Annotated in this window: 14 protein-coding genes; 4 read left to right on the forward strand and 10 right to left on the reverse strand. The window is 43.5% G+C overall.

What is annotated here, in order from left to right; genetic code table 11:
* Positions 1–22 precede the first annotated feature (22 nt).
* Positions 23–592 (forward strand): manganese catalase family protein, encoded by a 570-nt coding sequence (locus AT864_RS00825; RefSeq protein ID WP_066145530.1) that lies wholly within the window; start codon positions 23–25, stop codon positions 590–592.
* Positions 593–659: 67 nt separating this feature from the next.
* On the opposite strand, the gene AT864_RS00830 is transcribed toward AT864_RS00825, so the two are convergent.
* The 5 genes from AT864_RS00830 to AT864_RS00850 form a co-directional block, all read right to left on the reverse strand.
* Entirely contained in the window at positions 660–1,061 is a 402-nt protein-coding gene (locus AT864_RS00830) for a DUF2663 family protein (protein ID WP_066146504.1), read from the reverse strand.
* 135 nt (positions 1,062–1,196) lie between these two features.
* Positions 1,197–1,775, reverse strand: a complete 579-nt coding sequence (locus tag AT864_RS00835; RefSeq protein ID WP_066145532.1) for a LysM peptidoglycan-binding domain-containing protein — start codon at positions 1,773–1,775, stop codon at positions 1,197–1,199.
* Between the two features lie 11 nt (positions 1,776–1,786).
* Positions 1,787–2,377 carry a CPBP family intramembrane glutamic endopeptidase gene (locus AT864_RS00840; RefSeq protein WP_066145535.1) on the reverse strand — a complete coding sequence of 197 codons (591 nt, stop codon included), beginning with the start codon at positions 2,375–2,377 and terminating at the stop codon, positions 1,787–1,789.
* A complete protein-coding gene (locus tag AT864_RS00845; protein ID WP_066145538.1) occupies positions 2,361–3,869 on the reverse strand; it encodes an ATP-dependent DNA helicase RecQ in 1,509 nt (502 codons plus the stop codon). Before AT864_RS00845 ends, AT864_RS00840 begins: the two co-directional genes overlap by 17 nt.
* A complete protein-coding gene (locus AT864_RS00850; protein WP_066145541.1) occupies positions 3,856–4,917 on the reverse strand; it encodes a helix-turn-helix domain-containing protein in 1,062 nt (353 codons plus the stop codon). The genes AT864_RS00845 and AT864_RS00850 overlap by 14 nt, the downstream gene beginning before the upstream one ends.
* Positions 4,918–5,520: 603 nt before the next feature.
* On the opposite strand from AT864_RS00850, the gene AT864_RS00855 reads away from it, so the two are divergent.
* From AT864_RS00855 to serA, 3 genes are all read left to right on the forward strand, one after another.
* Positions 5,521–5,769, forward strand: a complete 249-nt coding sequence (locus AT864_RS00855; protein ID WP_044742215.1) for a ferredoxin — start codon at positions 5,521–5,523, stop codon at positions 5,767–5,769.
* A 540-nt stretch (positions 5,770–6,309) separates the two neighbouring features.
* The gene (locus AT864_RS00860; RefSeq protein ID WP_044742214.1) at positions 6,310–6,810 is read left to right on the forward strand and encodes an inorganic diphosphatase; all 501 of its coding nucleotides are present in this window, start codon (positions 6,310–6,312) and stop codon (positions 6,808–6,810) included.
* 183 nt (positions 6,811–6,993) lie between these two features.
* Positions 6,994–8,568: a phosphoglycerate dehydrogenase gene (serA, locus tag AT864_RS00865; protein ID WP_066145543.1), complete on the forward strand. Its 1,575-nt coding sequence runs from the start codon at positions 6,994–6,996 to the stop codon at positions 8,566–8,568.
* 258 nt (positions 8,569–8,826) lie between these two features.
* Here serA and AT864_RS00870 read toward each other — a convergent pair whose 3' ends face one another.
* The 5 genes from AT864_RS00870 to AT864_RS00890 all read right to left on the reverse strand — a co-directional run bounded on the left by AT864_RS00870 (position 8,827) and on the right by AT864_RS00890 (position 12,909).
* Positions 8,827–9,639 (reverse strand): histidinol-phosphatase, encoded by an 813-nt coding sequence (locus tag AT864_RS00870; protein ID WP_066145545.1) that lies wholly within the window; start codon positions 9,637–9,639, stop codon positions 8,827–8,829.
* Between the two features lie 295 nt (positions 9,640–9,934).
* Positions 9,935–11,062 (reverse strand): hypothetical protein, encoded by a 1,128-nt coding sequence (locus tag AT864_RS00875; RefSeq protein ID WP_066145548.1) that lies wholly within the window; start codon positions 11,060–11,062, stop codon positions 9,935–9,937.
* Entirely contained in the window at positions 11,040–11,588 is a 549-nt protein-coding gene (gene sigX, locus AT864_RS00880; RefSeq protein ID WP_044742210.1) for an RNA polymerase sigma factor SigX, read from the reverse strand. The genes AT864_RS00875 and sigX overlap by 23 nt, the downstream gene beginning before the upstream one ends.
* Positions 11,589–11,699: 111 nt before the next feature.
* The gene (locus AT864_RS00885; RefSeq protein ID WP_044742209.1) at positions 11,700–12,416 is read right to left on the reverse strand and encodes a hypothetical protein; all 717 of its coding nucleotides are present in this window, start codon (positions 12,414–12,416) and stop codon (positions 11,700–11,702) included.
* On the reverse strand, positions 12,409–12,909 hold the full coding sequence (locus AT864_RS00890; protein ID WP_066145552.1) for an ECF transporter S component: 501 nt from the start codon (positions 12,907–12,909) through the stop codon (positions 12,409–12,411). The genes AT864_RS00885 and AT864_RS00890 overlap by 8 nt, the downstream gene beginning before the upstream one ends.
* Position 12,910: the final 1 nt, after the last annotated feature.

A 12,910-nucleotide genomic window follows, 5' to 3' on the forward strand; every position in this document is an offset into this window, starting at 1 on the left:
ACGAGATCAAGGGGGAAGCAACATGTGGATTTATGAAAAAAAGTTACAGTATCCCGTGCGTGTCAGCACATGTAATCCCAAATTAGCGAAATATCTAATTGAGCAATATGGCGGAGCTGATGGCGAGCTTGCGGCCGCTCTTCGCTACTTAAATCAACGATACTCTATTCCTGATAAGGTGATTGGATTATTGACTGATATCGGCACAGAGGAGTTTGCCCATTTAGAAATGATCGCCACCATGGTCTACAAATTAACCAAGGATGCAACCCTTGAACAGTTAAAAGAAGCCGGCTTAGATGCCCACTACGTCAATCACGATCGCGCTCTTTTTTATAACAACGCCGCAGGGGTACCATGGACAGCCGCCTATATTCAAGCAAAAGGCGATCCAATCGCTGATTTATACGAGGATATCGCGGCCGAAGAAAAAGCAAGGGCGACCTATCAATGGATTATTAATATGAGCGACGACCCTGATTTAAATGATGGTTTGCGGTTTTTACGCGAGCGAGAAATCGTTCATGCTCAGCGATTCCGTGAAGCGGTTGAAATTTTAAAAGAAGAGCGTGACCGCAAAAAGATTTTTTAATAACGGCAGAACGTGCAAAATCCGTTTGCTTTTCGAAGGACTGAGAATAGCTGAATGATCGCCTCATTCAGCTATTTTCATAAAATAAGTTAATATCATATTTCGCTTTCATCATTTCAAACCATTTATGCCGTTCCTTCCACTCCTCCTCATTTTTCCATAATTCAGCACTTTTTTGAATAATTTCACAGCGCAGCAAATGAAATTCCTCTTCTGCTTTCTCACATTTGTTCTTGTAAAATGATATAGCCCAATACAACGTAAACAAAAGCAATAAAGCATATAAGTGCTCTACTTTTCCGAAAAACTGTGTCATCACATTAGCAACCGTACCGCCCAAAGGCGCGATCTCCCATATAATATATATAAAAAACAATATAAATCCGATACTTGTCACGATTTGTAGCATTTTCACTTTTTGTTTGAATTTCTCCCATTTTTCTTTTTTTTCAATCACTCCGAGCAGCATTTGCTTTGTTACTTCGTCCTTTAGTCCCGAAAGCCATTCATCCACGGCAACCGTTCCCCTTTAACTAAATGGTTACTTCCATCTTATGTACAAGCACAATAAAATAGAACAAAAAAAGAGACGATATTCGTCCCTTCATTTTAATGAAATATTGGGGATTTGCAAAACCTGTCCTTTATGGAGCTGTGAGGTTTGGAGATGGTTCCATTTTTTAATAATCTCCATTCCTTTTTCCGTTTTGTAGTAATCCATCGCAATGCTAAAAAGCGTCTCGTTTTCTTTGACGACATGCGTCGTGACTTGCGGTTTTTCCTGCTTTTTCTCTGCGGCTTCAGAGTTCTCTGTATCGGACTTTACGATCGTCTTCTGCTGTGTTGGCCGCTTTGGTATTTTCTCGCTTTCGCTTTGCTCTCTTTCAATATCAATCGGCTCGTAGCTGCTGCTTGTTTGCACCGTGACGACAGGCAAGTCATCATCATACAGATGATGGACAATTAAAATCGTAACAGGTAAAAGAATAAAAAATACGAATAATAGCCGGATCAGCGGATATTTGATTTTCCATTTTCTTTTTTTCTTCTTTTGTTTCGTCCGTTTCCGTTTATGTACTTCACTGCGAGACGGGAGAGCAAGCACATCCATTTTTTTTTCAGGCTGCCTCCAATCATTGGTTTGCTGACGCAACAGCTCAGCTTGGTCATAAGCATGCTTCAATATTGTTCACCTCAATCCTCTGGATGCTTCGCTTGAAGATAGTCAAGGCGAATATGAACAGCCAGCACAAAATTAATGAAAAAATGGGCGGAAATGGTGACCCAAAGAATTCCGGTCCAAGCATAAAGATAGCCGAGAAAAAAGCTTAGCAGCATCACCATGATAAACGAAAACCATTTTGCCAAATAACGAACATGTAAAACAGCAAAAATAAGGCTTGCTGCCAATAAGCCGAAGCGTGTCTGAAGGACCCCTCGAAACAGCCATTCCTCAGTAAAAGCGATCACAAGGCATAGCCAAAGCAAGTGAGGAAGTGAACGAGTTTGAAACAGCTTCTCATTAATGCCTCCATCGTCATACCACTCTTTTGGCAAATAGCGAAGCAGCAAAAACTCAAGCGCCAGTACCAGAAGCGCGCCACCGCCCCCGTATAAAACAACTGTCGCGGTCTCCCAGCGCCACATTCGTTCGAATGCCGTCCCATCCAACAAAAACCAGCCTAACCCGCTGGAAATAATGAGGAGCAGCCCTTGCGTCACATATAAATGACGCAGTACTTCTCGATCACTCATGGTTTGAATTTGTTTACTTTGTCTGCTCATGAAGGCTCCCCATTTCAAAAAACATTCGCTGCAGTTCTTTTTGCCAGCTGTGGAACGTCCATGTGTCTTCGTTCTGCGCTGCACGTTTTTCATAGTGATGAAGCGAAAAACCGCATATGTCACAGCACATGCTTGGCTTTTGTACAAGCCGCTGATCAAAATACGATAAAAGCTGTTGGCGGCGGCACGAGGAATGGAACAGCCATTTCAGCATTTGCTGTAGCTTTTTTTGCTTCCATCTCCTTCTCGCCTCGATCATTTGTAATATGTTCGCTTCCACCTTGTCAAGGTTCTGCGAAGCTAGTTGCTCGCTTTCAAACATGTACTGCAAAATTCGCCATTGCGTGTCGCTCAGACCTAGCATCGTACTAGGTACCTGCGAAGACCATTCAGGTTCTGAAAATCTCTTATGCTCTATAAACAACCGAATTTGTTCACGAGCTGGCAGCTCTGTTTCTATAAGTGATTGTACCATTTCCTCATCGCCATGGGTATACAGTAAAATCGCAACACTATTTTTCCCATCTCGGCCTGCTCGTCCAATTTCTTGCATGTACGCTTCTATTTGCCCGGGCAAATGAAAATGAATCACATAACGAACATTTTCTTTGTTTACGCCCATTCCAAAAGCACTTGTACAGCAGACGAGCTGCAGTTGATCGCACAAAAACTGTTGTTGAATAAGCATGCGCTGCTCCGCATCCATTCCTCCATGATAATAAGCCACCTTCTCCATTCCTTCCCCCTGCAGTTTGCGGGCAAGGACCTCGGCCCATTGCCGGCTTGAAACATAGATCATTCCTGGGCCTTGCAATATTTTTACATAATGAAATATCCTCTCTATTTTTTCTTCAACGGATGAAACACACTCCACCTTCATCGCAATATTCGGACGATCGACAGGATGAATGTGCAGCTGTGCCTGCTTCAGCTGCAATGTAGCTAAAATATCATTTATAACTTCAGGAGGTGCTGTAGCCGTTAATGCTAAACAAGGCGGATTTCCAAGTTGATGGCGAATATGGCCAAGCTTCAAAAAATCAGGACGGAAATCATGCCCCCACTGTGAAATACAGTGAGCTTCATCCACAACAAATAAAGAGATTCCCGCTTTCTGTAAGGCTTCTATCCATTTTGGTGATTGCAATATTTCTGGAGATGCATAAATGAAGCGAAATGGGCGCAAATCGGTCAGCGCCGCCTGCTTCAAACTGCTTGCTAGAAAGCTATTAATCGCAATCACTCTCTTTTCCCCGCGCTTTCGTAGCTGCTGCACTTGATCCTCCATCAATGAAACAAGCGGAGAAATAATTAAAATACGACCAGAAAAAATATAACCAGGAAGCTGATAGCAAAGCGATTTCCCCCCGCCTGTTGGCAGCATCGCCAATACATCGTTTCCTTTCAAAACATCTTCGATAATTTCTTTTTGTCCCGGTCGAAACGAACGATAACCAAACGCTTTCTCCAATAATTGTTCAAGATTCACCAGCTTCCCCTGCCTTTGCCAAGATCAACCGAATTTCAAAATAGCTGACATGATCTCCAACAGCCTCACGGATTTTTCTTAATTGTTTGGTTCCCAGTTCTTTTGTTGCTTTCATAACGTTTCTTCTCGTTTTTTCATCAACAAATGGTTCAATCGAAAAACCGGGAACATTCGCAGCAATTTCCACAATATGATCTTCAATTGTACTCCGTTTTAATCCACGAATCCGGGCTATTTCTTCAATATCCTTTTGACTTTGCAGCCACTCATACGTTTTTTGCGCCGATCGCGTCAACGAAACAGGAGAAACGAGATCGCGCGCTAATGCGTGCAAAATCGGAAAGGAAGCGGCATCACGCACCAGCCTTTCCATCATATAGTGAAGAACATGCTGGAGCATAAGCTGAATGTAAAGCGAATCTTTGTTGAAGAAAGCGGCTAACTGCTCATTTGTCCAGCCAATCCGTTCAAAGCTGGTAAGCCGTAGCGTTAACATCTCCGCCTCTTCATCCGACAGCGCTGTAAGCAGATCCACCAGCTCGTTATACAAAGCATGCGCCCATTCAGAAGCTGTTCGTTTTTGTGAAAATATGTATCTCTTTACCCATTCAAATGTTGCTTCATGTCGATGAATCGGTTCAAATCGGCATTTATGAACAAGGTTAGAAATTGTCTGCACAAAAAGCGACAGCCGGTACCAAAATAATGTATCTACCGAATGATATAAAAATCCATTTAAGTGCTGCAAAAAACGAGCAGAGGGGAGCCAACGTTCAAGCTGCTCGTCACCTTTTTCTGTTAATACATAGGAGCGGTCACCGACAAGTGAGAGACATTGGTCGGTCATAAGCTCTGCAGCCGCCTTCTCAAGCTCGTACCCGGAAACATCCTTATATGCTCCAAATAATTTCTCTAGTCGGAACCATTTGCTATCTTGCAGCGTTTGCGCTGATTTCTTTCCTGAAAGTAAATGGTAAACAGCCGATAGAGAACGTTCACCGTTAAAACGCTGTAAACAAAATAAAAGAAGAAAATGCAAGGTCCTATCCATCCATCATCGCCTCTTACAAGTCATATTGCCTCCAAAAAATGAGCATCTATCAGGAACGAGCGGATGTTCTGGTCTTCTTCTTGGACATGGCGGAAGTTGCCCCTGTTCTTCATTCGCGCTTTTGTTGCCAGCAAACGAACAGATCCTCAAAAAGCCGCCAGTCATCCTTCATCATTCTACATCTTTTTATCATATCGATCCCAGCCTACATCGATTGTACCAAAACTCGAATGAAGTGGAAACGTTCATCCTGTTCGTGTATATAATAAATATAAACTTAAGGAGCTCGAATAGAGAGAGGATGGATAGCTGCAGCGGACCGAGGGTTTCATCACTTGTCTTTACCGCTTCTTCGCTTGACAAGTCCCCGGGTACCATCTCAAAAAGACAACTCGGAATCCATCCCCTACGCTTAGAGTTGGAAGACTTCACAATGGATAGATTAGCAGCTATGCTTGATCTATACAGCTATGAGAGCTATTCTCACTTGACTTTTAGGTTGAAAAGTTGGACAAAGCACTTTATTATAGGGATAGAGAATATGTTTTGGTTACATATGCACGGTCTATTCACCGGCGCAAATCGAATTGGGGAGGTCATTTTATGCCAAAGTATACGATTGTTGATAAAGAAACCTGTATTGCTTGCGGTGCTTGCGGCGCTGCGGCTCCAGACATTTACGACTACGATGATGAAGGAATTGCCTATGTAACGCTTGATGATAACCAAGGAATCGTTGAAATTCCAGATATTCTCCTTGATGATATGATGGATGCGTTTGAAGGCTGTCCAACTGACTCCATCAAAGTTGCTGACGAGCCATTTGATGGTGATCCAAACAAGTTTGAGTAAGTCCCCATCCCCCTCTCTTGAACAAGGTAAGAGGGGGATTTTATTTGCTTTTCGTAGTGCCATCGGCTTGAACCCAACAAACCAGCACATTGGAACAAATCCTTTCGTTTAGAGATAGGAGATGGATCGGTGAATGTGTTCAATATCCATTCATCATTCGTGGCGCCAGATCCAACCGATTCCCTTATTGGCCATATATTTGCCATATATTTAATGAATGAATGGTATCTGTAAAAGCCCGTGGTCAAAAGGCGAGGGGGTGACTTGTCACGGCCACACTTTGGCGTGACCGAGCGCCAACTATCGACTGTCATACAAGAGCAATGTTTGAAAGATCAAGTTGTATCGATCATCACGGCTAATAATGCCCAACTAGCTCCACGAGTAATGAATAGATTCATAGACTATATCATATGGATATGAGAGCTGTTTGCAAGAAACGAGCTTTCAGCATCCACTCAGCACCACAGGCATATTGCTATATTTTGCTACTGTGTTTTATAATAGAAGCGCATACATACAAGAAGGAGGAAATGTGTCATGTCGTTTGAAAACAAAGTAGTAGAAGCGTTTATCGAAATTCCGACAGGCAGTCAAAACAAATATGAATTTGATAAAGAGCGCGGCATCTTTAAACTAGATCGTGTATTATTCTCTCCAATGTTTTATCCAGCAGAATATGGTTATTTAGAGAATACGCTTGCTCTTGATGGCGATCCGCTTGATATTTTAGTCATCACAACCAATCCGACCTTCCCTGGCTGCGTTATTGATACTCGCGTCATCGGTTACTTAAATATGGTAGACAGTGGAGAAGAAGATGCTAAACTCATCGGTGTCCCTGTCGAAGATCCTCGTTTCGACGAAGTTCGCAGCATTGAAGACCTCCCGCAGCATAAATTAAAAGAAATCGCTCACTTCTTTGAACGCTACAAAGATTTACAGGGCAAGCGAACAGAGATCGGCACTTGGGAAGGTCCAGAAGCTGCGGCTAAGCTAATTGAAGAGTGCATCGCTCGCTACCAAGAAACAAAAAAATAAATCCATCACTTGAGAAGCCAAGCGGAAAGCATCCGCTTGGCTTTCCTTTTTAACAAATTCCGAACATTCCTTATAAAAACGCTTACATTTGTATGACTTCTTGATATTTCGTTGACAGACTATTTCTCCTATGATAAATTATCAGAAATTCAGAATTGTTGTTCCTGAAAGGAGTGCATCATTTTGTTTCGCATTTTAGTATCCGATTCAATCAGCGAAGAAGGTCTAGCCCCCCTCAGAAAATCCGAACATATTGAAGTTGTGCAAAAGAAGGCAACAGAAGCCGAAGAGCGATTGCACGAATTCGATGCTTTGCTTGTCCGCAGCGCTACAAAAGTAACAGAAGATCTTTTAGTGAAAATGCCAAATTTAAAAATTGTCGGCCGCGCAGGGGTTGGGGTCGATAATATTGATGTTGAAGCAGCCACTCGTCACGGTGTCGTTGTCATTAACGCTCCCAATGGCAACACGATTTCCACAGCTGAACATACATTTGCCATGATGGCCGCACTCGTTCGTCACATCCCCCAAGCACATGTTTCTGTAAAATCGCGCGAATGGAACCGTTCCGCCTTCGTAGGCTCCGAATTGCACGGCAAACATTTAGGCATTGTCGGCTTCGGCCGAATCGGCTCAGAAGTCGCTAAACGTGCGCGCGCATTTGGCATGAATGTTCATGTATATGATCCTTTCTTAACGAAGGAACGGGCGGAAAAGCTTGGTGTTTCGATTTGCTCGCTTGATGAAGTGCTCGCTCTCTCCGATATTATTACGGTACATACACCGCTAACCAAAGAAACAAAGGGGCTGCTTGGCGAAAAAAATCTCGCCAAAACGAAAAAAGGAGTTTACTTGCTAAACTGTGCCCGTGGAGGAATCATCGATGAGCAGGCTCTTGTCAAATTTTTAGAAAACGGCCATGTCGCTGGGGCTGCTCTTGATGTGTTTGAACAAGAGCCTCCTGGAGATCATCCGCTTCTTTCTTTTGATAACGTCATTGTCACACCGCATCTTGGAGCATCCACAATAGAAGCACAGCTTAATGTGGCTACCCAAGTAGCAGAGGAAGTTCTTCAGTTTTTAAATGGAAAACCAGTCACATCTTCGATTAACCTACCAACATTGTCTAAAGATTTGTACGAAAAAATTCAATCATTCTATACTCTTGCGAAAAAAATGGGAATGATTGCTTCCCAATATATGAATCTTCCTGTTCAAGAGATTACGGTGACTTACGCAGGGACCGTGGCTGATTTAGAAACAACCTACATCACGCGAAGCCTGCTTGCTGGCTTTTTAAAACCGCGTGTCGCTTCGACTGTCAACGAAGTCAATGCAGCTATGATCGCTAAAGAGCGCGGCATTACATTCGGGGAAAAATTTTCTGATCAAACACATGGCTATGCCAACTGCATTTCGTTAACCGTGTATGGCGAAAATAAAACATTTACTATTATGGGTACTCATATTCCAAATTACGGAAACCGCATCGTCTATTTTGATGGTTTTTCGATCGATTTTGCGCCAGAAGGACATCTTCTCTATATTCAACATCAAGATAAGCCAGGAATGATCGGAAAGGTTGGAAACGTATTAGGCAGCCATCATGCTAATATCGCAACCATGCAGGTAGGACGGCAACAAGCCGGCGGAAGAGCGATTATGATGCTTTCGTTAGATAAGCCACTCGACGACGAGCTGTTAGAAAAACTGGTTGATATTGAAGATATTGAATCAGCGAAAAAACTGGAGCTATAAAAGAATAATAGAAAAGGAGAACGGGGCCATCGTTCTCCTTTTTACTGGCTAACCTTTGTTCCTTGATGAAAAAGCCATTGCCATTTTCCGTTGATTCGCTTCTAAAGGAAGAAGCCACTCCTTGAATTCGTCCTTCCTTTGAACTCCTCCCATTTTCGCTTCGAAGCGGGAGATTTTGGAAAACCTGAAAGAGCGTCTTCTGTCGGGATACGATAAAAGTCCCGACCTGCCGCTAGCAAATTCGGCCGTTTTCTTTGATTATCCTAGCGGAACCGCCTGCCGCTCACCTTTATGGAAGGTGATCAACTCTGTATAGCCCACTTCGCGAGCAAGCGCAATCGCTTGGTCAAAATCAGCGCCAACATGTTCAGGAACATGAGCATCTGATGAAAGCACAATAGGAATTCGTTTATCATGGCACATTTGCAATAAGCGTCTGTCAGGGTACAGTTCGCCTACAGGTTTGCGCAAGCCCGCCGTGCTGATTTCCACGCACGTTTTCGAATTGGCAAGAGCGGTTGTCGCCCTGTCATACTGCTCAAACAAAAACTCTTCATCTTTGGGCACGTAATTAAAGATTTTCACTAGATCCAAATGCCCAATAACATCGAACAAGTTCGATTCCGCCAAGGTTACAACTTGATCGAAATATTTTCGATATGTATCATATAAATCACGACGCTCCCATTCTTTTCGATACTCAGCCAAATCAATGCCAAAATCATCGATCCAATGAATTGAACCGATGACATAGTCAAAATCATACGCTTGAATAAATGCCGCCATTTCTGCATGCTTTCCTGGTGTATAGTCCATTTCAATCGACATTTTCACATCGATCCCCGCATCCCATGCCTCATGAAACAAACGGACATAGTCAGCCATATCATAATATCTCCGCTCTTCGACCCAAGGGTTGGAAAGAATGTTTTTCGTTTGATAAAAATGATACGCATGCTCAGAAATGCCAAAATGCTGAATGCCTTTCCGTTTCGCTTCGTCGGTGAATTGCTTTAAATAATCAAGCGTCAGCGTTCCCCTTTCCAAATGATTATGGTAATCTGTCAGCATACAATCTCCTCCCACTGTGTTTTCCTCATTATATCTTATTGTTAAGCGGAAGGACAATGATTTGCCTGAATTTTCACCCATTATCCAGCAAGACCAATGAAAAATAACAAGCGAATACACATGACCATGCCGGCCACCGCAAGCAGCCGTTTCATTACATCTTCCATCGCCGAATCCCTCTCCTTTCATTCCTTTGACCATATATGTATTATGTGAAAAGAGAAGCAATTAGAACTGTCCGCTTTCAGTTTTTACGAAACTGTAATAAACCCTCCACCACCACCGATGTTTTTCGCTAGCGTGTGGATAGAGGATTCGGCGCAATCGGGACACGGATGCTTTCTCCCAACCGATAAGGCCCCACCTGTTCCGTGTTGCCTCCCAAAAACGTAACAGAATGAAAACCAAATTCTCTCGCGGTCAGCAGCATTGCTTCAAGCATCCATTGAGATGCAGCCGATTCGTTCAAAACAGAGTTGGGCGTAAATTGAACAATAAGATGCCTGCCTTGTTTTTGTATATCCATGATGTGTACATGTTGCGAAATAGACGGACGAAAAATGGCGCTTTTCATCCTTTGCATGCTTTGAAATGCATCTTCAATAGTTGAAAAAGGCTCAGTCGATGGTGCGAGAAACAAAGGATGGGACGGATCGGACTGATAAAAATAATACGCCCGTTTTTTGTGAGAGACACGCAGCGATTCCAGACGACCGATAGATGGCAAATTAATTCCTTTTTTATGTTCTGTGAAAAATTGGACATTCGTTCCTCCAAGCCAACGGATCGTTTCTTCAATGCTAGAGAGAAACACCGTCGTCACGGCCGGATCATTAGAAAAAACCGGATGTTTTTTCGCAACGTGTACCGCCCATTCAGTCTGATCGTCAGAAGCATTAGAAAACGTTATTCGATCAAACCAATGGTTATCTAGCCCTAATTGTCCTGGCAATTGTTCTTTGGCAAATTGAAGCTGCCGTTCTCGAGAATGTTCGTTTGGCGAAGCAGAAACGCTAACGGGAATCACCGCTTTTCTATTAAGGTCCGGAAGTGCTAAAACCACAACCTTACGATCTTTAACAACGCGAGAAGCCACTTTGTCCGCTGAATCTGTACTCATCATCACCGCTTGCTTTGGGGACGATTCTTCCGCATTCATCAACACCTTCATTTCGTTTTCATGTTCTTCTGCTTTGTCCTTTTTGGATGACGAAGACAAGTTCAAAGAAGCACCGATCATCATAAAAAAACAAACAGCAGCAATAGAAACAAGAGCGGAGACGATTCGCCCATTTTTCCGAATTATTTTTTTCTTTTTAATCATCTGATTATAAATCTCTTCTTTAGAGCGGCGGTCATGCACCAGCGGCATCTGCTTGAGCACTACTTGAATATCGTCTTCACTCCATTGGAATTTTTTCATGATGCCATCCTCCCTTCGCTGCCTCTTCCTCCATTTGCTGTCTTAGATGCTTTAGCGCCCGATGCTGAGTCGTTTTTACTTTGCTTTCCGTCCATCCTAGCGCCTCAGCCGTTTCTGAAACCGATAGCCCTTGAATAAATCGAAGCACCAGCACGCTTCTTTGATCAAGCGTGCACCTTTCCAGACATTGATACATCAATTGAATTTCTTCTTTTTGCAGCGCTACTTCCTCAGGTAACGCCTGCGGATCCTGAATGGGCTTAACTGTCCAATCAAATGATCCAATGATTTTAGCCCTCCAGCTTCTCTGCTTTCGAAAAAAATCGATGGCGACATGGCGCGCAATCGATAGCAGCCATGTTCTTTCGCTGCTGCGCCCTTCGAAACGTCCATATGAATTCAACACTTTTATGTATACTTCTTGAACAAGATCTTCCGCTTGCTCGCGATCTCGCACCATATAAAATAAAAATTGAAACAGATCATGATGATATTTTTCATATAGTTCGTCAAAAACGGAATCCATTCTTTTTCCTCCCGCTCTGCCATATTCGTCGTTAAAATTATCCGTTTCGTTACAGGCTCCCTAAAAATTTTACAATAAAAAAAGGAAGAACATGACAGATATTCTTCCTTTTTATTGAACAATCTCAATAGGAAAAAAGTAGCGATTTGTCATTTTCCGAATAGCTTCCTCCATCTCCGGCTGAAAACTAATCAACAGCGAAGTAGCTGGACCCGCTGAAGCGTGCAGCGGCAAAGGGCAGTAGCAGCTTGACGCTGTCAGCCCATTATCGTTTAACAGCTGTTGCAGCTCATACCAAATTCCCTTTGACCCGATTGGCACAAGCTCAAAAATTTCCGATCTTGATAATAGTTGACGAAATAATGGCAGCGGAAGCAGACGATCTTGTTTCTTCAACACCTCATCGCCAACAAGCGGCTCGCCAATGACGGCGAATTTGGCATGGCGAGGTGTTATGCCCATTCGCTTTTGCTTGTTTTGAACCTTGCCAACCACCGTAATGCCAAACGCAGATTGCTGTGTGGTAAAGTTCGATTCAGTGCTTCCGACAAGCGGCAAGGAGAGGCTAAGCTCCAGCAAAGCCTGGCGAACTCCTGCACAAAGAGCCCCCCATGATTCATCACCATTAAAATTTTGCAAAACGGCAGCTAGGGGTTCGGCGCCGACACATAACGCTTCCATCAATGCCACACGCGCGGCAAAATAGCTGACTGTCTCATATGATGCGCAAACAAGATCCAGCTCTTTTAGGCCGATCGCAGCAGAACCGTCGGCAGCAATAACAAGCTCTTCATTTTCGTATAGCGGCAAGAACAATACATCACGCATTGTGCATCTTCCCACGATCCAATATGTTGGTTTTTAGCAGCACCGGCGCTACAATAAAGCAGATAGCAGCATTCAATGCGGTGGCAATAGCAAGAGCCGGCAAAACAGCGACGATTAACATCCCCCCAAAGCTGAAAATAAGCGGAAGCGGCGCAAGAAATACGTTGCCGATAAAAAAAGCAGCATGTGCTGTTTTTCTCCAGCCCTTGTGAAACAGTAAACTAAATATATAAACAAGCACAGCCATTTCCAATGCAATCAGCCCGTGAAAAGCCCCTAACTGAAAACCCGCAAACCAGGCTGATAAAAGGTGGCCAACGGCAGCTACAAGCGCCCCTTCCTTTTTGCCGAGCAGCACACCAGCCACAAGCGCTGGTGCGCTATCAAGAGCAATGCTGCCAAGATGAGTGGGGAATTTTAATAAGGCGCCAACGACAGATAGACTGATGCATAAAATCAAAGCGGCAAACTGTTTCAAATGAAGGTTTTCCATA

Source organism: Anoxybacillus sp. P3H1B (assembly GCF_001560855.1).
Lineage (GTDB): Bacteria > Bacillota > Bacilli > Bacillales > Anoxybacillaceae > Anoxybacteroides > Anoxybacteroides rupiense.